This window comes from Variovorax sp. HW608, assembly GCF_900090195.1.
Lineage (GTDB): Bacteria > Pseudomonadota > Gammaproteobacteria > Burkholderiales > Burkholderiaceae_C > Variovorax.
Genome location: NZ_LT607803.1, coordinates 265,180 through 283,584, shown reverse-complemented (window position 1 = coordinate 283,584; position 18,405 = coordinate 265,180). Strand labels below are relative to the sequence as shown.

The 18,405-nt window shown below is 60.3% G+C and carries 16 protein-coding genes; 11 read left to right on the top strand and 5 right to left on the bottom strand.

All coding sequences use genetic code 11. The annotated features are described in order from the left end of the window. Positions 1–101: 101 nt before the first annotated feature. Entirely contained in the window at positions 102–374 is a 273-nt protein-coding gene (locus tag VAR608DRAFT_RS37380; protein WP_172843777.1) for a hypothetical protein, read from the bottom strand. Between VAR608DRAFT_RS37380 and VAR608DRAFT_RS01275 the strand changes: the two genes are divergently transcribed. Both VAR608DRAFT_RS01275 and VAR608DRAFT_RS01270 read left to right on the top strand, forming a co-directional pair. Then, positions 271–1,137, top strand: coding sequence for a PDDEXK nuclease domain-containing protein (locus tag VAR608DRAFT_RS01275; RefSeq protein ID WP_088958539.1), 867 nt, complete (start codon positions 271–273; stop codon positions 1,135–1,137). The genes VAR608DRAFT_RS37380 and VAR608DRAFT_RS01275 overlap by 104 nt on opposite strands. Before the next feature lie 216 nt (positions 1,138–1,353). After that, positions 1,354–1,704, top strand: coding sequence for a hypothetical protein (locus VAR608DRAFT_RS01270; RefSeq protein ID WP_088952417.1), 351 nt, complete (start codon positions 1,354–1,356; stop codon positions 1,702–1,704). A gap of 372 nt (positions 1,705–2,076) precedes the next feature. Here the strand turns inward: VAR608DRAFT_RS01270 and VAR608DRAFT_RS01265 are convergent, their stop codons facing one another. After that, complete coding sequence (locus tag VAR608DRAFT_RS01265; protein WP_088952416.1) at positions 2,077–2,658, bottom strand: HutD family protein; 582 nt, start codon at positions 2,656–2,658, stop codon at positions 2,077–2,079. A 353-nt stretch (positions 2,659–3,011) separates the two neighbouring features. Between VAR608DRAFT_RS01265 and VAR608DRAFT_RS01260 the strand changes: the two genes are divergently transcribed. Genes VAR608DRAFT_RS01260 through VAR608DRAFT_RS01235 form a run of 6 tightly spaced genes read left to right on the top strand, consistent with a single transcriptional unit; the run spans position 3,012 to position 10,369 of the window. Beyond that, positions 3,012–4,199, top strand: a complete 1,188-nt coding sequence (locus tag VAR608DRAFT_RS01260) for an ABC transporter ATP-binding protein (RefSeq protein ID WP_088952415.1) — start codon at positions 3,012–3,014, stop codon at positions 4,197–4,199. A gap of 12 nt (positions 4,200–4,211) precedes the next feature. Next, positions 4,212–5,330, top strand: coding sequence for an ABC transporter substrate-binding protein (locus VAR608DRAFT_RS01255; protein ID WP_088952414.1), 1,119 nt, complete (start codon positions 4,212–4,214; stop codon positions 5,328–5,330). 22 nt (positions 5,331–5,352) lie between these two features. Beyond that, entirely contained in the window at positions 5,353–7,125 is a 1,773-nt protein-coding gene (locus VAR608DRAFT_RS01250; RefSeq protein WP_172843788.1) for an ABC transporter permease subunit, read from the top strand. Positions 7,126–7,175: 50 nt separating this feature from the next. Further along, positions 7,176–8,516, top strand: coding sequence for an MmgE/PrpD family protein (locus VAR608DRAFT_RS01245; RefSeq protein WP_157730539.1), 1,341 nt, complete (start codon positions 7,176–7,178; stop codon positions 8,514–8,516). Between the two features lie 4 nt (positions 8,517–8,520). After that, positions 8,521–9,318 (top strand): N-formylglutamate deformylase, encoded by a 798-nt coding sequence (gene hutG / locus VAR608DRAFT_RS01240; protein WP_088952411.1) that lies wholly within the window; start codon positions 8,521–8,523, stop codon positions 9,316–9,318. Positions 9,319–9,367: 49 nt separating this feature from the next. Next, positions 9,368–10,369, top strand: a complete 1,002-nt coding sequence (locus VAR608DRAFT_RS01235) for a LysR family transcriptional regulator (protein ID WP_088952410.1) — start codon at positions 9,368–9,370, stop codon at positions 10,367–10,369. A 52-nt stretch (positions 10,370–10,421) separates the two neighbouring features. On the opposite strand, the gene VAR608DRAFT_RS01230 is transcribed toward VAR608DRAFT_RS01235, so the two are convergent. The 3 genes from VAR608DRAFT_RS01230 to VAR608DRAFT_RS01220 all read right to left on the bottom strand — a co-directional run bounded on the left by VAR608DRAFT_RS01230 (position 10,422) and on the right by VAR608DRAFT_RS01220 (position 14,880). Continuing rightward, positions 10,422–12,422, bottom strand: coding sequence for a CocE/NonD family hydrolase (locus VAR608DRAFT_RS01230; RefSeq protein ID WP_197700448.1), 2,001 nt, complete (start codon positions 12,420–12,422; stop codon positions 10,422–10,424). Between the two features lie 581 nt (positions 12,423–13,003). Beyond that, on the bottom strand, positions 13,004–13,708 hold the full coding sequence (locus VAR608DRAFT_RS01225; RefSeq protein ID WP_157730538.1) for a gamma-glutamyl-gamma-aminobutyrate hydrolase family protein: 705 nt from the start codon (positions 13,706–13,708) through the stop codon (positions 13,004–13,006). A 14-nt stretch (positions 13,709–13,722) separates the two neighbouring features. Next, positions 13,723–14,880: a M24 family metallopeptidase gene (locus VAR608DRAFT_RS01220; protein WP_197700447.1), complete on the bottom strand. Its 1,158-nt coding sequence runs from the start codon at positions 14,878–14,880 to the stop codon at positions 13,723–13,725. A 237-nt stretch (positions 14,881–15,117) separates the two neighbouring features. On the opposite strand from VAR608DRAFT_RS01220, the gene VAR608DRAFT_RS01215 reads away from it, so the two are divergent. Genes VAR608DRAFT_RS01215 through VAR608DRAFT_RS01205 form a run of 3 tightly spaced genes read left to right on the top strand, consistent with a single transcriptional unit; the run spans position 15,118 to position 18,071 of the window. Beyond that, positions 15,118–16,305 carry an NAD(P)/FAD-dependent oxidoreductase gene (locus VAR608DRAFT_RS01215; protein ID WP_088952407.1) on the top strand — a complete coding sequence of 396 codons (1,188 nt, stop codon included), beginning with the start codon at positions 15,118–15,120 and terminating at the stop codon, positions 16,303–16,305. 36 nt (positions 16,306–16,341) lie between these two features. Further along, on the top strand, positions 16,342–17,091 hold the full coding sequence (locus VAR608DRAFT_RS01210) for an electron transfer flavoprotein subunit beta/FixA family protein (RefSeq protein ID WP_088952406.1): 750 nt from the start codon (positions 16,342–16,344) through the stop codon (positions 17,089–17,091). 35 nt (positions 17,092–17,126) lie between these two features. Next, complete coding sequence (locus tag VAR608DRAFT_RS01205; protein WP_088952405.1) at positions 17,127–18,071, top strand: electron transfer flavoprotein subunit alpha/FixB family protein; 945 nt, start codon at positions 17,127–17,129, stop codon at positions 18,069–18,071. Positions 18,072–18,405 lie beyond the last annotated feature (334 nt).

Sequence of the window (18,405 nt, the reverse complement as noted above, 5' to 3'; positions counted from 1 at the left end):
GATCGTTGCTACAGGTCTCGCCATGATCTGGCGCGTCAGCAGCCGGAAACCACCGGGGCTGAGCGCCGATGGTGTCGTGGAACGAGCCTATGCCGGCGGAGCTATATGGCCCTTCTTTTCAACGGCACAACAGAACCCGCCTCTGCCAGTGTGGCCTCAGCCGCCGGCGCCGCCACGGCCATCGGTACAGGCGTTGCGAACGTATAGGCTTGATTGATCTTGAGGTCGCGTTTGAAAGCCGCGACTTCCTGGCTCGCGCATTTCAGGCTGATGTTGCCCGTCGGGTTGCCCAACTTCAGCCCGCTCATCCGACCATCCTTCAATTCGAGTTGCACCGACTCGAAGCTCGCCTTCAGCGACACGCCGAGTTTCACGTCGCAGTTCTACGAGGCCTACACGGGCGTGGACAAGAAAGTCTCGGCGCTGCTGAGACAAATTCCTTGGACGCACCATCTCATCATCCTCGGCCAGACGAAGCGGCCGGAGGAGCGTGAGTTCTACCTGCAGCTTGTGGCCCGTGAGAAGTGGTCCAGCCGGCAACTCGAGCGCCAGCTCAAGCTCGCGCTGTTCGAGCGTGCCGTGGCTCAGCCCCCGAAAGTCTCAGCAGCGCTGAGACAGGCACACCCCGAGGCGATCAGTGCCCTCAGGGACACCTACGTGCTCGAGTTCCTGGGCCTCCCGGCAGGCCACTCGGAGGCAGACCTGCATGCCGGTCTGCTGAACAGGCTGCGCGAGTTCCTCATCGAGTTGGGGCGCGATTTCTGCTTCGTGGGGTCTGAGTTTCCCGTCCAGGTCGGCGGCCGGGACTTCGCGCTCGATCTGCTGTTCTTCCATCGCGGGCTGAACTGCCTAGTGGCCATTGAGCTGGAGGTCGGCCGCTTCGAGCCGGAGTATCTGGGCAAGCTCACTTTCTACGTCGAGGCGTTGGACCGAGATGTCAGAAAGTCGCATGAGAACCCACCGATCGGGGTCCTCCTGTGCGCCAGCAAGGACGACGAGGTGGTGGAGTACGCGCTCAGCCGAACGGCAAGTCCCACCCTCATCGCCGAGTATCAAACCCAACTGCCTGACAAGGCGCTGCTGCAGGCCAAACTCCATGAGTTCTGGCTGGCGGGGGGAAGTGAAGACAACACTTGATACCCTGCGCCAGCGTCACGCTTCTGGCCGCTCGATCGCTTGGAACACCAGTGAAACAGCGAAAAAGCAGACGATCGGCTTTCGTTGGAGAGCGCGCGAAGGTCCATCATTCATATTCGCCCAAACGCGACATTCCCAATCAGCCGCCACAACGCCGCCGCCTCCAAGCGCCGCTATGTCAAAACGGCCCGACGCTGCCGGAAAGTCCGCACGGCCATGCCCTTCCTCGCGCCCGCGTTCTCACGCCTGCCGCCCCTCACCTATCTGCTCGCCGACCAGACGGAATCGCGCAAGGCCATCGTCCGGCACCTGGGCGTGAGCCTGCGCACCCTGCGGCGCTACCAGGCCAGTGGCAATGCACCCCGCGCCGTCTACCTGGCCCTCTTGATCGAGAGCCGCTGGGGCATGGCCGCCCTGCACGCGCAGGCCTTCAACGAAGCCCAGCACGCCCGCGCCTGGGTGGCCTCCCTCGAGCGAGAATGCGAGCGGCTGCGCGGCGTGATCCGGGCGCTCGAAGATGCGCAGGGACAGCCGGCAGCGAACTCGGCGGTGTTCCACGCAACTTGAGCGGGCGGACATCGGGCGGCCGCCGGGCGAGGGAAGGCGGGCCTCACGAGCGAAAACCAGCGAAAGAGAGTGGCGTTCGTGCCGGTACCGCATGTCTCGCCGTCTCTAGGTGGGGGTGTGACAAGGTCCGCATTGGAGCGGCTTGCGGTCTTTATCAATGCCCTTGGTGCTCGATCACTTTGTGCCCATTGCAGTCTTGTGATGATCTCTGGGGGACGTCGCGGTGCGGCCCAGAAGCAGCCGGCAGGTCTCACCTCAGAATTCGTGGATGCCTCGGTCTCTCCGCTTGCTCATGGCACTTTTATTGCACTCAAGGATGAGGCGCAGAGGTGTCGATGAAATCCGAGGGGATTTAGACCTTAGCAGGGCACATCAATCACCTTGAGCGCCGTTAGTTGCTGGGGTCAGGCGAACGGCGATGATGTAACCAATGCCTGTTGTCCATTCTGCGACCGCGTGGCAAGCCATGAACTCGCGATCGTCGCACACGAAGGCCGTGCCGCGCGAAGCGACACCAGCCTCCCCCGACTCAAGCACATATGACATTGAGCAGCAGATTGGAAGCGCAACGATGGCCCCCTGACGGTCCGCGCAGACCTCCACTGCCCGTCCGACAAAGATCTCTGCCTCAGCAACATCCTTCTCGCAGATGACATTGAGCACGGTCGCGGGTCTACCGCGCAAGTGGCCCTGCCACTCGATGTCGCCCGCGTAGCCGGAAACCACATGCGGCAAGAGTTCGACAGACCTGTCTCCGCAGCGCAGTTGTATGCCGTCGCCTTCGATCACGATTGACTGACGCCGAGTATTCCGAAATACAGAAAACGGGGCGTCCGCGCCAACTGCGGCCACGCTCACCCTCCAGCCCTGTCCGGATGCGATTTGCCGCGTTGTTCCTGCCTGATTTTTCCAGGGTTGGCTCGGGATGCTGTGAATTGGAAATGGTCCCTTCATCGAACGAATGGTGGCGTCCTCCGGACGCCTGCGAGTGCAGCATCACCGCTGATTGAGATCTGCATCAGCGCGCCCGCGATCCGCTTCAGGACGGCCGGCCGCCCGGCCACTAGCATCACATATTCTGATGCTGATACGAAGCGGCGCTGATGCTAACGGCGCTGCGTCCCCCAGCCATGACGATGATGCCCGGAGACTATCAATGACCTATTCACAACCTTCTCTCGCTCGCCCCCATGGCGGCACCTGGCTCGCCGGTGTCCAGTGTGGCGGCTCCCTGGTCGCTGCAAATTTGCGAGGCAACTGCGCCCCGGCAAGCGGCGCAGCTTTGGTGAACATCACAAGGGGTTCACATGCTCAAGGGTGAATCGCTGCGGCTAGAGCGCCTATCCAAGCTGTATGGCAGCGCGCGGGCTGTCGACGAAGTTTCGGTTCAGATCGAGGCCGGTGAGTTCGTGTCCTTTCTCGGGCCCAGCGGCTCTGGCAAGACGAGCACGTTGATGATGGTGGCCGGTTTTGAAACGCCGACTGCTGGCAAGATTTTCGTGGGCGATCGGCCCATTACGGGGCTGCCGGTCCACAAGCGCAATATCGGCGTGGTTTTTCAGAACTACGCGCTGTTTCCCCATCTTTCAGTCTTCGAGAACGTGGCGTTCGCGCTCAAGATGCGCGGCATGTCCGGTTCCGAGCTTCGAGCCGGCGTGAAGGAAGCGCTCAGCCTCGTGCAGCTCGGCGGTTACGAAGGGCGCATGCCTCATGAACTATCCGGCGGACAGCAGCAGCGGGTTGCCTTGGCCCGCGCGCTCGTCTTCCGTCCGGGGGTCGTTCTCATGGATGAGCCTCTCGGCGCACTCGACAAGCAGCTGCGAGAGCACATGCAGGTCGAACTGAAGCGGCTCCAAAAGTCGCTCGGCACGACGATGGTCTTTGTCACGCACGATCAAAGCGAAGCGCTCACGATGTCCGATCGGATCGTGGTGATGAACAATGGGAAGGTAGAACAGGTTGGAAGCCCGGAAGAAATCTACGAGGCTCCTCGGACCCGGTTTGTCGCCAGCTTCATTGGTGAGTCCAATTTTCTCGATGCCCGCCTGATCGGCGAAGCGGACAACGCTCCACTGCTCGACGTCGGCGGACTGCAGGTGTGTGCAACGTGGCAAGGCGTCGAGGACCGGGCAGCGTCCATGACCCTGATGATTCGTCCCGAAAAGGTCATTCCCCTCGTGCACGGAGCAAGAGCGGACAACGAGTTTGATGCTGTAGTCGAGGACGCGGTCTATTGGGGAAATGTCGTCAAGTACCGCGTTTGTTTGCGTGCGGCGAGCCCGGTGCACGTCACTGTGGCCGTGCAACGCCATGCACTCGCACCGACGATGCAAATCGGTGAGACGGTGCGAGTTGGCTGGAATGCCCGAGATGGGCGGCTACTTTGCGACGATTCGCAATCCGCAAGCGCCAGTCAAGTCGAGAGCCCGCAAGCCGAATCCGCTTCATTGCACAGGAGCGTTGCAGCGAATCGTATCCCCACGTTGAACTCCTAAGGAGAGAGGTCCATGACGCACGAAACAACCAACTCTGGCTTGCCGACACGCCGCAAGGCCCTGGTGCAATTCGGCGCTGTAGCCGGCACCGCTGCGCTCTCGCTTGGAGCGCCGGGCATCTTGCGTGCCCAAACATCAACGCTGGTGGTCGTCTCGGGTGGCGGCTCTTATGAAGAGGCCTTCCGTAAAGCGATCGTCGAACCGTTCCAGCGCGACACGGGGATCAAGATCACTTATGTCTCCCCTGCCACGGACGCGAAGCTGAAGGCGCAAGTGGACAGTGGCGACGTCCAGTGGGACTTGGTAGAGCTCCCCAGCGCCGCGTTCCGGCCTGATGCGCCCAAGTACCTCGAAGAAATCGACTATGGCGGGTTCGACAAGGAAACGATGGACAACCTGCTGCCGGAAGCCAAGCACAAATATGGCGTCGGTTCATACGTGTTCAGCACGGTGATGGGGTTCTCGACAGCGGAGTACCCGGCAAACAAGCCTCGCCCGCACACCTGGGCCGAGTTCTGGGACGTTCGCAGGTTTCCGGGACCGCGGTCACTGAGGGCCGGCTCAATCGGAGACCCGACATCGATCGCGTTCGCACTACTCGCCGCCGGTGTGCCGAAAGACAAGATTTACCCGATCGACTTCGACAAGGCCTTCGCATCACTCGACAAGATCAAAGCCGAGATCACGAAGTTCTGGACCGTGGGCGCCGAGCCGGGCCAGCTTCTGTCGGATCGACAGGTTGCGATGTGTTCGGCGTTCAATGGCCGATTGGAAGCGCTCAAGGCGCAAGGCGCACCCGTCGACTACCACTGGGACGAAGGCGAGCTCTCGCCGAACTACTGGGTCGTCCCCAAAGGCACCAAGAGGCGAGCTTTGGCCATGCGCTTTGCAGCGTACATGGCGACCGCACAGGCGCAAGCTCGGCTGCACAACATCATTTTCTACGGTCCGATGAACCGCGCTGCCTTCAAGTACATCGAACCGAAAGTGGCAGCTCTACTGCCAACCTCACCTGCAAATCTGGAAAAGCAATTCTTCCGTGATCCGGCTTTCTGGGAGGCGAAAAATGCTTCCGGCAAGACCAATACCGAAGTGCTTGTCGAACGCTGGACCAAGTGGGCGGTCTCCTAACATGCTTGCTCCATCCCTCTCGATGAAGACGGCCGCCGCGCGGCCGCCGCGAAACCGCGAAACATCGCTTTTGCTCACGCCGGCTGCAGTGCTGCTGGGGATCTTCTTTTTTGTTCCGCTCGTCGGCCTTCTTGCCCTCAGCTTCTTTGATCCCGAACCGACCCTGGTGCATTACCGGGAGTTCCTCTTCGACCGGACGAACTGGATCATTTTGGCGCGCACTTTCACGCTCGCGACCAGCGTAACAGCCGTTTGCCTTCTCTTCGGCTATCCGCTCGCACACTGGATTGTCAGCGCACGCAGTTGGGTCGCGAAGGCCTTGTTGTTTGCCGTTGTGTTGCCGTTCTTCACGAGTTATCTCGTTCGAACCTACGCATGGATGGTGCTTCTCGGCCGCTTTGGCCTAATCAATCAGTTCTTGATGCGGATCGGAATCACCGAGCGGCCAGTCGACTTGATCTACAACCAGTTCAGCGTCGTGGTGGCGATGGTGTACATCCTCATGCCCTTCACGGTGCTGATTCTCATGAGCGTGATGAAGGGCATTCCATCCACCTTGTCTCGCGCTGGCGCTTCGTTGGGCGCCTCAGCATTGCAGAACTTCTGGCGGGTGTACTTTCCGTTAAGCGCTCCGGGTGTCACTGCTGCTGGACTGCTGGTCTTTGTCTTCGCCCTCGGCTTCTACATCACCCCGGCGCTGCTCGGGGGTCCGAAGTCAATTACGCTCCCGATGCTGATCGAGACGCAGGTGAATGGCACGCTCAACTGGCCTCTTGCGGCCGCGGTGGCGACGGTGCTCCTGGCGATCACGCTCGTGTTCTACACGGTGTCCAACCGTTTTGTCGGCATTGAAAAACTCCTTGGCTCACAACACACCACTGGTGTCTTGGCAAGCACGTCTGTTCGCAACCCGACAAGCACCTACGTTCGTTTGGTCGATCTAGTGACTTCGGCTGCGCGCGCCGTTGGGCGTGCGGTCCCGGTTCCAGCAGTCATTACTGACAGCTTGCCTTCTGGCGGAGCGATCTTGCGAGGAATCAGTCTGATCGTCGCCTTGTTCCTGGTCAGTCCAATTCTGATCATCGTGCCCATCTCGTTCAGCTCGTCGCGGTTTCTGGACTTCCCGCCCCCGGGCCTCTCGTTGCAGTGGTACCGCGACTATCTCAGCAGCGATGCTTGGGTCTCGGCGACGTGGCAGAGCCTGGGGGTCGCCATCGCTGCGGCGCTCGTGAGCCTGGCCGTTGGATCGGCGGCTGCAATGGCGCTCGTGCGTGCTAGCCCTCGAATGCGTCGGATCGGATACCAACTTCTCCTTGCACCGATGATCGTGCCGGTCATCATCAGCGCGGTGGCTCTCTATTTCCTCTTTGCGAAGCTGCACCTTGTGAATACATCCATTGGGTTGGTGATGGCCCACAGCGTTGGGGCCGTTCCACTGGTCGTTCTCATCGTCGCAGCGAGCCTTCAGTCCCAGAACATTCGCCTTGAACATGCAGCCGCAAGTCTAGGTGCCTCGCGCATCGTGACCATTAGACGGATCGTCCTGCCCCTCATCCGTCCGGCGTTGATCGTGGCAGGCTTCTTCGCCTTCCTGCATTCGTTCGACGAGGTCGTCCTGTCGCTATTTGTTAGCGGACCGGACACGATGACGCTCCCCGTCAAGATGTGGTCAGGGATCCGCGAAGAGATCACTCCGACGATTGCTGCTGTGTCAAGTCTGATGATCGCGTTTACGGTTCTCGTTCATGTTGGCATCGAAGCGATTCGAAAAACGGGTGGTCGACCTTCCAATTAGATCGGAGTCGCGCTGGTAACCAGACCCTACTGATGCCTCAAATTTCAACAATGTCAAACGAAGTTTCCGCGCGATTGGCTTCTCGCCTCGTGACCTTGGATGCCGCGGACGTCCCTGCAAGCACCCTCCACGCCGCTCGCCGGTGCCTGATCGATGCGGTGGGCTGTGCTGCGGCCGGCCAAGCCCATCCTGCCACATCGATGGCGCTGCGTTGGGCCGAACTCACATTCCCGGCGGGGTCGAGCGGGGTATGGTTCAGTGAGCGCTGCTTGTCGCCCGTCGGCGCTGCATATGTGAATGCGACTGCAACCTCTATCCTCGATCTCGACGATGGGCATCGCGTGGCGGCGGGGCATCCCGGCGCGGCAATCATTCCGGCCGTGCTTGCCGAGGCACAGCAAAGGAACTCATCGCTCCAGGAGATGCTGCTTGCGATTGTCGCGGGATATGAAGTCGGCGTTGCTTGCGCCAGCATGCGCAGTGCCGCTGCTCAGGCTACTGTCGCGACAGGCCGGTGGTCAGCAATTGGTGTGGCCGCCGCTGTCGCGAAGCTAAGAGGGTTCGATGCAACGCGGACCCAACATGCGCTGACCATCGCTGAATCGCATGCGCCCAACCTGCTGGCCGCGGATCATTCCGGATTTCGAGGCGGCGACCTGAAAGAGGGAATTCCGTGGTCGGTGATCGCTGGATTCAGCGCTGCTGGATTGGCGGAGGTGGGCATGCGTGGCTACGACAGTTCGTTCTCAAACCCAGGCATGTACCGGGACTGGGGGGATGCTAGCTCCAATCCAGGTCGCTTCTTCATCGACACGACATATTTCAAGCGGTACGCGTGTTGCCGTTGGATGCATAGCGCCGTGGATGCGGCAATCGATCTGATTCGCGAGCTTCCGCACGATGCGGTCGTCCGCGGCATCTCGATCGAGACGTTCACACGGGCGGCAACTCTGCCGAACCAGCCTTGTCCTGTGGACCTTATCTCTGCGCAGTTTAGTGTTCCGTTTGCGGTCGCTGTTGGAGTCATGCTCGGAGCCGACGCATTGCTTCAATTAGACCTGGATGCCCTGATCGCGGACCCGCGCATCGTCGAACTTGCCGAGAAGGTGCATGTGAAGGTGGACGATCAGCTCGACGCCATGTACCCACTCAAGGTACCGGCGCGCGTCCATCTTGATTCGACGCGCGGTGTTGTCAGCAAATTGGTCATCTCTCCTGTTGGCGATTTTGACAATCCATTGCCCGATCAATCGTTGCTGGAGAAAGCGACCCGACTGTCAGAGCGGAACGAAGTGCGGCTACCCGCCCATTTCCTAGAAGCATTGCTGGCAGGAAACTGCCCCAGTCAGGAGCTGTTTGAAGCGTTGAACAGCGTTGTAGAGAGCAGGTAAGACGATGAGCAAAGTCCCTTGTTTCGAAATTCGCCGCGGGGATGCACCCCTGATCATCTCCGTACCGCACCTTGGAACGGAGATCCCGGAGGATCTACGTCGACTCTACACGCCGGCCGCTCTGGAGTTGGTCGATACGGACTGGCACCTGGACAGGCTCTACGGATTTGCCGACGAACTGAATGCAACGGTGTTGAATGCGACGATTTCGCGCTACGTCGTCGACCTGAACAGGCCAGCGAGCGGTGAATCCTTGTACCCCGGGTTGATCACGACTTCACTTTGTCCCACTGAAACCTTTCGGGGTGAGGCGATCTATGTCGATGACAAGGTTCCAAGCGGAGACGAGATCGAGCGTCGGGTGGATGCGTATTGGCGCCCGTACCACGACGCCCTGCGGACAGAGATTTCGCGACTTCGCGGTCGGCACCAAAAGGTCCTGTTGTGGGAAGCTCATTCCATCGCAAGCCTACTGCCCAGACTTTTTTCCGGCCGCCTCCCCGACTTCAATTTTGGGACCGCCGATGGACATAGCTGTGATGAAGGGGTGATGTCTGGCGCTATTGCGGCTATCAAGAAGACGGGGTATTCGTGGGTGCTGAACGGCCGGTTCAAGGGTGGCTTCATCACGCGCCGGTATGGGCAGCCCGATGCAGGCGTCCATGCGATTCAACTCGAACTCGCGCAGTCCACTTACATGGAGGAAAGCGCGCCGTTCCGATGGCGGGGCGAACTAGCCGATCGCGTCTCGCCCACGGTTCGATCCGTCATCGAGGGAGCGCTGGACCAGGTCATCAAGTGATCCCGCTAACGGGTCCACATATACTGGGCCCCAATTTTCGGCCACCTGAATGAACTTTCCCAACGAGAAGTCGCGCCCTGACTGGGACCTGCTGTCCAGTTGGGTCGTCGTGATCGAAGCAGGCAGCGTGTCAGAAGCAGCCCACGTCCTTCACATTTCCCAGGCTGCGGTTTCACAGCGCCTCAAGCAGCTCGAAACTGTTTTCGCGACGCCCTTGCTCGATCGTTCGACTCGGCCGGCGCAGCCGACGGCCGCCGGGCAGCGCCTCTATGAACACGCGAAGGACCTACTCACGCGCGCAGACCAGATGACCGAGAGTGTTCGGAACGTCAGTCGTGCCAAGCGCCTTGTTGTCAGATTCGGTTGTGTCGATTCTTTTGCCGCGACGGTCGGCCCGCTTCTCATCAAGGCGCTTTCAGGTACTTCGCACCAAATCCGTATGTGGTCCGGGATCACCCCGGCCCTCGAAGCCCAGATCGAAAGGCGACAACTGGACCTCGCGGTAACTACCGGAGTTTCACCCATACCGGGAATCTCTCGCACGCCGCTGTTCTCGGAGAACTTCTACGTGGTACTGCCGGCGACCTTCGAGGTCAACAGGCTGGGATCGATGCTCGAATTGAATCGGCATCTCCCGTTTATTCGATACAGCTCGAGATCGCTAATCGGCCAGCAGATCGACGAATACCTCATGAGCAACGGCGACGGTCTCGAGCGTACGTGCGAGTTCGATACGACCGACCCGCTTCTCAGCTTGGTCGCAAGCGGCATGGGCTTTGCGTTGAGCACTCCAATTTGCATTTGGCAGTCAAGACAGTTCGCGTCCGGAATTCGCATATTGCCTCTGTCCCAGTTCTCCCGCCAAGGGCGACCCTATCCAAACATGAGTCGCACGTTTTATTTGGCCTATCGGCAAGGCGAACTGGGCAGGCTTCCCAACGAGATCCGAGACGTAGTCAGGATCGCTGTGCGCAAGGAAATCTCGGTGGAGATCGCAACAAGTTTGAACCTTGAGCAGAACGCGCTTCTGCTTCCGCCGTCAGACGCCTGAGACCAGTGACCGGCTTGCGCCGGTCAGCGTTCCGTCACGGTTGGCTATGTGTTCACCGCTGGACAATCGGCAGGTCGATGTAGCAACCGTTTCCGCCACCACGATTGAAATTCAGCAGGGGCGGTGTGCCGTCGGCGGGCACCATTTCGAATCTGGTCTTGTTGCTCCCGGCAAGAACGACCCTGACGCAGTATCCCTTCGGAAGAAGTGCGGAGATGGGCTGCAAGGCGAACTCCAAGATGGCAGATTGGCCCGGAACGAGCGGTTCGGCGTCGCGCTTCAAACAGCTGTGCTGCGGGCCAAGCGCGGCGAAGGGTGAAGAGTGGTCTACCTTGCGGTGCAAGGCGCGCAACAGACCTTCGGTGAGATAACAGGAAGATCCGTCCGGGGCTACGCCTTCGAGGTAGACGAAGAAGTTTCCGTCCTCGCGAGTGGAGCTCACGTTCAAGTGGACGACGGGGTGTCCGGTGATCTCGGTGTCCTCCGTCAACGGATCACTTGTGTACGCGACCCGGGCGGCATCGAACTGTCGCCGATCTCCAAAATTCACCCTGGTACCGCTGGTGCTGGTCCATCGATCGTTGGCTACGTCTGCCAGTTCGGGGTCAACCTGGAACGAGTCCGAGCCCCTCGTGGCCTCAGGATTTGAGTTCAGGCGGAAGGCGCTGCCCATGTAGAGGCGGTTGAACTTGGCCTTGGGCGGCCACGAACTGGTTGATTTCCAAACGCCCTCTCCGAGCGTGTAGTAGTGGAGGACCTTCCCCTGCTGGCCGGCAGCCTGGCCGGTGAGGCACACGTCCGCGAAGTGGAGTACCTGAGCCTTCTGCCCCGGCGTTGCCGGAAGGAAATCCGTCTTGGTGGGGTTCAGGGGATCATAGGGCTTGTTGTAGCCATGGGGCCACGGGCCGATGATCACGTTCTGCGGATTCGTCATCTGCACGAAGCGGCGGGCTGAGCCTTCCGGCGTGGCGGCGTCCCACCAGCCGCTCCAGTATTGCGTTGGGGTGTTTGAGCGATTGACCTGCTCGACGTAGTTCTGAATGTATCCAACGTCGATGGTGTCTCCGCCCCAGGTTGTGGGCTGATCGTCGATGTACGTGATCTGCTTCAACCCATCCCAGAGAGGCGCCGCAGTGTGCTCAGCCACGGCAGCCGCGAGGAGGGCCTCGGCCGCCGGTCCGGTTCCGACGGGACGGACACCGGAGCCGCCGATGTTGTGGTCTTGCTGGTAGATACCGTCGCTCCAGGCCGGCCACGTGACGGTATTGGGAACCCCGTTCGGGAAGATGGTTAGATAGCCGCTGTAGTCGTCGGACTCCGGCATGATGCCCTTGAGCGCCGGATTGCCAAAGATTGCCATGAACTCCGCCATGTTGCCGGGGGAGGAATGGCCGTAGCCGACCACGCTGCCGTTGGACCAGCCCTGCGCGGCAATCCAGGTCAGCACTTCATCGAAGTCCTTGGTTTGGTCCCTCGTGCGCTCATGGACCCCCACACCGAATGAAGCACCGGTGCCGCGGACGTCTCCAACCACCACGGCATAGCCATACGGCACGAACGCGGTTGCAACTGAGTTTGACGTCGATCCCTTTGTGCCGCGCCAGTAGCGCGTCATCATCAGAATGGTTCCGCGCTTGGTGTTGGACGCGTCACCCAATGGGCGGACAATGTCCAGGGCGATCCTCACGCCATCGCGCATCGGCACATACACCGATTCCAGCGGGCCGACCTGGTACGTCCCTGCGGCAGGTTGAGCGTTAATATCAAAGTCGAAGATGGAGCCAACCTTGGGCTTTGCTGCTTCAGCGCGGGCGTCTGGAGCAGCTGCAGCTGCTGCCGATGCGGGCGCTGCCGATGCGGGCGCTGCCGCCGCGTCGCTCCCGCCGCCGCAAGCGGCGATTCCCGCTGACGCAAGCGTGCCAAACCCCGCGTACATACCGGTCCTGAGTACTTGCCGGCGAGAAATGCTTGCGCGCGTCTCCACTGGGGCGGAGTCTCTCTCATCGCCCGCAGGCTCACTGATGATCGCTGTCTTCTTGGTCATCTCACTCATGTTCGCAGTCTCCTTGTTCATTGAAAATCCAATGCGACCCAAGATTTCCGACCTTGCGGGGCTGATGCCATTTCAGATCCGGTCGTTGACTTGGGTGCGTTTGCCCTCCACACCCTCGCATGGAGTACGCGATTCTTTTGTGCATCTTTGGTGACTCGCGAAACCCAAAAGAAGAACTTATCTTTTGGATCGCCCCAGAAATACGCTCTTATGTTTTGGATTACGTCGAGGGCCTGCAGCGGCTCGCTGCGCGTGGCCTCGAGGGCCAGCGTCCTGTGCAGATTTGTTCAGGCGCGTGGTGACCCTTGCAGCTGGAGGCGGCAACGGCCCAGCATGCTTGCTGCGTTTGATCTGAGAGACGATGAGGGACGAACTTCGGAGCCATGAAGACGCCGCGCGCAATGGCCCTGCGCGATGAATGGCGCGCCGATTGGTGCGCGCCGGAGATGGCTTTCTGGCTTTCTACCCGATCAAACCTCGCGACAACGAGGCGATCAGGTACTTCGGGTCATGACACTTCGTTGTCGATCCCGATTGCTGAGGAGATCTCTGGGCGGGAGATCCCATGAAGCTTTAACGACTCACTTGCAGGCATTCACGAAGTTGTCAAACAGCTGCCGGCAGGCGGGCTCTGCCTCGTACATCCATTCGGGGTGCCACTGCACACCGACAAGGAAGGGGCTGTCAGGGGCCTCGATCGCCTCGATGACACCATCGTCGGCACGAGCAGAAACGACGAATCCCGGGGCGACTCGGTTCACGGCCTGGTGGTGATAGCTATTTACCCGGAAGGACTTGGTGGGCATGCCACAGAGCTGCCAGAGGCGGGTGTTGGGCTCCACTTGAACTTCATGTACCGATTGGTCCAATGGCGTGCCGTCGCGATGGTCGATTGCTGTCGTGACCTCATCGACCGTATGCGGATAGATCGTTCCACCACCGAGGACGTTGAGGATCTGCATCCCTCGACAGATGCCGAGAATCGGCATGGATCGGTCGAGTGCTGACCGGGCGAGCGCGAATTCGAACTTGTCGCGCTCGGGAATCATCCTTTGAACCGCCGGGTGCGGGTCAGCGCCATAGAGCTCGGTCGGAAAATCGCCGCCACCGGTTAACACGAGTCCAGAAATGAAGTCGAGCATTGGGCTCACGTCATGCGCATTGACGTACGGCAAGATGACGGGAAGTGCACCGGCCTCTTCGATCGCGCGGACATAGTGGGCGAAACAGAAGTAGCCGTCCTTTTCAAGGTCGAAGTTGCTGACGACACCAATTATGGGTTTCATATTCGTGCTCGTTGTCATTGACTTGAAAAGAGCTTGCGCTCCATGCTGGTCAGGCGCTCGGCACCATTGTCCGTCACCAGAATTGTCTCGCTGAAGCCCATTCCTGCAGCCATCATGAGCATGTGAAAGACCATCCCGGATTGGAGAATCCAATCCACGCCTGGCACAAACTCACGGATGAATTCACCGGCAGAGGGTCGATAGTTGAGGCCGAGCGAATAGCCGACGCGGTTCGTATAGCTGTCCTTCAGGCCGCTTGCAAGGATCGGTTCACGGCACGCCCGATCGATCACCGAGGCCGGCGTTCCAGGTCGCATCAGAGCGATCGCCTCGCTCTGGGTTCGCAAGATTGTTTCTGCCACGCGCAGTTGCTCGGAGCTTGCGGGACCCACAGTGGCGGTGCGCATGATGCGTGTCCAGTACTTGTGGTAGATCCCACTGACCTCGAAGTAAACGTTGTCCCCGGGCTCGAGACGCCGGTCCGAGTAGTCGCCATGGATCAGGTTTGTTCGAGCCCCCGACGTGATGATTCCACTCAGAGGCATCTCGGATCCGGCTTTCACCATCGCACTGAACACGGCGGCGCCGAGGTCACGTTCGATAACGCCCGGTGCGATGGCGTCTATTCCCGCTTGCACGCCCGCCTCGACGCAGCGCGCGGCTCCGCGCAAGTATTCGATCTCACGCGGTGACTTGACCAGTCGAAGGTGGTCTACGATTCTGGGCTCAGCGACCACGTTCGCATGTGGAAGTACGGCTTGGAGCATCTTCCAGCGCTCCACCGTCATGAACCATGAGTGTTCATCGACTCCGATGCGACCGCCCCCCAATCCGAGACCTTCGATCGCGCGACGTGCTGCGTCGAGCCACACTGGAAGTGGATCGGGCGCATCTGCGTAGGTCGTGTAGCTCTTGATCCAGGATGAGTCCTTGGCTGCCGGGACTTCCACATCGCGCACGATCAGCACCGGGTCGCCACGGCTCGGAACGGCCAAGGCGTGGTACGAGAAATACCCCGTCGTATAGAACCCGCTCAGATAAAGGATGTTTTCCGGCTGGTGCAGCAGCAGCAGCGGGAGTCCTTGCTTCTCCATCTCCTGTTGGGTTCGCTGCAGGCGATTTCGATACTCTTCTGCGGGGAAGTCCATGCCGTCATTCGCAGGGTTGTTCACGATCTCTTGGCTCCTTGGTTTTGACATTGCCGTGCGCCGATTCTTTCCCTGGCCGCCGGTGCCCAACACAACTTAAGCACCGCTTATCTTTTGGATCAGCAACCACCGCTCAGGCGGCCGCGCCGCGCTCATTCTGCGCTCGATCACGAGCCGCTTTTGCACAGCATCGGTTCTGCTTATGTTCTGCGCATCGCTTGCAAACGGATCAAGACTCCTCGCATCGAACAGGAGACTCCCTTGGAAAAATTTGACGTGATTGTTATTGGTGCTGGCGTCATCGGTGCGTCGGTGGCCTTTCATCTTTCGAAGCTCGGCGCGAAGAACGTCCTGCTTCTCGAGCGCGAGACGATTGGCTCGGGCACGACGTCGCAGTCGTCTGGCATCCTTCGCACGCACTATTCGGTGCGCGAGAACGTGGAGCTGGCCCGCCGCTCCTGGGACGTCTTCACGAACTTCGAGGAATACGTCGGCGATGCCGAAGCATCCTGCGGGCTCGTCAAGTGCGGCTACCTGATCAGCGCGTCCGAAGGCGAGAAGCTGGAGCCGCTGCGTGCATCCCTTAAGCAGCAAGAGGAGCAGGGCGTTCGCGTCGAGTATCTCGATCGGGGGCAAGCCTCGCAGTTGCTACCTATCGCATCGTTCAATGATGCAGCGCTGATCGGGTACGAACCCGACGCAGGGTTTGCCGATGCGTACATGGTTGCCGCCGCCTTCGCGAAGGGCGCACGCCGCGGAGGTGTAAAGGTCCGAGAAGGCGTCACCGTCAACAAGCTGGTCCTCGAGGGCTCGCGCGTCGTAGGTGTGTCGACCTCGGCGGGAGATTTCGCCTGCGACACATTGGTTAGTACCCAGAACATTTGGACCGCGGACCTGGCGAAATGGGTGGGGCAAACGATGCCCGTCGTACCTGAGCGGCATGCCGTGCTCGCTCTCGATTGCGCCGACGCTCCTTACACGTTCGCGATGCCGGTTTTCAAGGATCTTTCGTCGCCAGGGATGTTGTATTGCCGCAGCTACGGCGGAAAGCAGATGCTCGTCAGCGAAGGCGTGGTTGGCGACAAGGTGAACCTTTCTGAGACCGAACAGGGCGATGTGCCACTGGACTACGTCGCGGAGATCGGCGCCCAGGTTGCTGAACGGTTCCCCGCCTACGACGCGGCCGGACTTGCATCGTCGTGGACTGGTGTGTACGACGTTACGCCGGACTGGAATCCGGTGCTCGGTCGAGTCCCAGGTGTCGAAGGCCTGGTGGTGGGATTCGGCTTCTCGGGGCACGGCTTCAAGCTGTCGCCCATGGTCGGCCGTGTGTTGGCGCAGACAGCGCTAGGCATGGCAACTGATGTCCCGCTTGCGCCGTATGCAATCGACCGCTTCGCCAAAGGCGAGCTGTTGCTGGGCAAGTATGGCTCTGGGGCAGTGTCCTGAACCAATTCATCTCTAGTGAGAAAGTGCATTAAGCAAATGAAGATCATTGTCGCTGTCAAACGGGTCGTCGATTACAACGTGAAGGTTCGCGTGAAGGGTGACGGTACCGGAATAGACATTGCCAACGTCAAGATGAGCATGAACCCGTTCGATGAGATCGCGGTTGAAGAGGCGGTGCGGTTAAAGGAAAAGGGCGTAGTTGCTGAGGTGGTCGCCATCTCCTGTGGCGTCGCGCAGTGCCAGGAGACGTTGCGAACCGCCATGGCTATCGGTGCCGATCGCGGCATCCTGGTGGAGACCTCGGAGGAGCTGCAGCCTCTGGCTGTGGCCAAACTGCTCAAGGCGCTGGTCGAGAGAGAGCGCCCCCAGGTGGTCATCCTCGGCAAACAGGCCATCGATGACGATGCCAACCAGACCGGCCAGATGCTGGCGGCCTTGGCTGACCTACCGCAAGCCACCTTCGCCTCCGAGCTTGAGCTCGCCGGCGACAAGATCATCGTCACTCGCGAAGTCGACGGCGGTTCGGAAACCGTCTCTCTGAGCCTTCCTGCGGTGATCACTACCGATCTACGCCTGAACGAACCACGCTACGCCACGCTGCCCAGCATCATGAAGGCCAAGAAGAAGCAGTTGGACATCGTCACCCCGGCCGACTTGGGCGTGGATGTTGCGCCGCGCCTGAAAACGTTGAAAGTCGCTGAGCCGCCCAAGCGCGTTGCAGGCATCAAGGTGCCCGATGTGGCCGCGCTGGTTGAGAAGCTCAGGAGCGAAGCCAAGGTCATCTGAGGACCATTTGGAATTCAAAGGATAGGACAAGCAACATGACCGTACTCGTCATCGCAGAACACGACAACCAAACCCTGAAATCAGCGACGCTGAACGCAATCACTGCAGCTCGAGAGGTCAGCCTGTTCACTGACGGCCAGGTGCATGTGCTGGTCGCGGGCATGGGCGCCGTCTCCGTAGCCCACGCTGCGGAAGGTGTTGAAGGAGTCACCAAGGTCATCCATGCCGATGGCCAGAGCCTCTCAGAAGGGCTGGCAGAGAACCTGGCAGCTCAGGTCCTCGCGCTCGCAAGCGACTACAGCCACATCCTGTTTCCCGCTACGGCCAGCGGAAAGAACGCCGCCCCCCGCGTAGCGGCACTGCTGGACACAGCGCAGATCAGCGAGGTCACCAGAGTGGTGAGCGCCGACACCTTCGAGCGGCCGATCTATGCCGGCAATGCCATCGCGACGGTTCAGTCGAAAGATGCAAAGAAGGTGATCACCGTGCGCACCACGTGCTTTGATGCTGCTCGAACCACAGGCGGTAGCGCCTCGGTCCAATCCGCGCTGGCAGTGGCCGACAACGGCAGAAGCGTCTTCGTGAGCCGCGCAGTAAGCAAAAATGACCGTCCAGAGCTCACGGCCGCCAAGATTGTCGTCTCTGGTGGTCGCGCTCTGGGAAGCGCGGAGAAGTTCCAGGAAGTGATCACGCCGCTGGCGGACAAGCTTGGTGCCGCTGTCGGCGCGAGCCGCGCCGCGGTGGACGCTGGGTATGCACCCAACGACCTGCAGGTGGGTCAGACCGGCAAGATCGTGGCGCCGCAGCTCTATATCGCAGCGGGCATTTCCGGCGCGATCCAGCACCTGGCCGGCATGAAGGACTCCAAGGTGATCGTGGCGATCAATAAGGACGAGGAAGCCCCTATCTTCTCTGTGGCCGACTACGGTCTCGTGGCCGACCTCTTCACGGCTGTGCCGGAACTTTCGACGATGCTCTAGCTTAGCTATGGGGGGCGGCATGGGCTTGCTCAGACGTTGCTTGCAGGAACTGCGCGAACTCGAGGCGGAGCGGGGCCGTCCTAAGTTGCTGGGCGGCGTGCCGAGAGATAGGGCTGAAGGTTGGGCGGTGCCTCGACCCTCCGCATGGGGACGAGTACCACTCGAGCGTGGATCCGATTCAGAAGGCCACGCAGCGAGCCACATGAGGGAAGTGCTCTCGCCGTTCCAAGTGCAGACCGCCGAGACGCTCAGGTTGCATACCGCCACTGAGGATCCGTAAGAGGTGCGCCAAGTCCGCCCATCAGCATCTAATCGAGGTTCCGCTTGCAGGGAG

Excerpts from the sequence above, each read along its gene's own strand:
- VAR608DRAFT_RS01275 (WP_088958539.1), top strand. The coding sequence starts at position 271 with ATGTTGCCCGTCGGGTTGCCCAACTTCAGCCCGCTCATCCGACCATCC.
- VAR608DRAFT_RS01270 (WP_088952417.1), top strand. The coding sequence starts at position 1,354 with ATGCCCTTCCTCGCGCCCGCGTTCTCACGCCTGCCGCCCCTCACCTAT.
- VAR608DRAFT_RS01265 (WP_088952416.1), bottom strand. The coding sequence starts at position 2,658 with ATGAAGGGACCATTTCCAATTCACAGCATCCCGAGCCAACCCTGGAAA.
- VAR608DRAFT_RS01260 (WP_088952415.1), top strand. The coding sequence starts at position 3,012 with ATGCTCAAGGGTGAATCGCTGCGGCTAGAGCGCCTATCCAAGCTGTAT.
- VAR608DRAFT_RS01255 (WP_088952414.1), top strand. The coding sequence starts at position 4,212 with ATGACGCACGAAACAACCAACTCTGGCTTGCCGACACGCCGCAAGGCC.
- VAR608DRAFT_RS01250 (WP_172843788.1), top strand. The coding sequence starts at position 5,353 with ATGAAGACGGCCGCCGCGCGGCCGCCGCGAAACCGCGAAACATCGCTT.
- VAR608DRAFT_RS01245 (WP_157730539.1), top strand. The coding sequence starts at position 7,176 with ATGTCAAACGAAGTTTCCGCGCGATTGGCTTCTCGCCTCGTGACCTTG.
- hutG (WP_088952411.1), top strand. The coding sequence starts at position 8,521 with ATGAGCAAAGTCCCTTGTTTCGAAATTCGCCGCGGGGATGCACCCCTG.
- VAR608DRAFT_RS01235 (WP_088952410.1), top strand. The coding sequence starts at position 9,368 with ATGAACTTTCCCAACGAGAAGTCGCGCCCTGACTGGGACCTGCTGTCC.
- VAR608DRAFT_RS01230 (WP_197700448.1), bottom strand. The coding sequence starts at position 12,422 with ATGAGTGAGATGACCAAGAAGACAGCGATCATCAGTGAGCCTGCGGGC.
- VAR608DRAFT_RS01225 (WP_157730538.1), bottom strand. The coding sequence starts at position 13,708 with ATGAAACCCATAATTGGTGTCGTCAGCAACTTCGACCTTGAAAAGGAC.
- VAR608DRAFT_RS01210 (WP_088952406.1), top strand. The coding sequence starts at position 16,342 with ATGAAGATCATTGTCGCTGTCAAACGGGTCGTCGATTACAACGTGAAG.
- VAR608DRAFT_RS01205 (WP_088952405.1), top strand. The coding sequence starts at position 17,127 with ATGACCGTACTCGTCATCGCAGAACACGACAACCAAACCCTGAAATCA.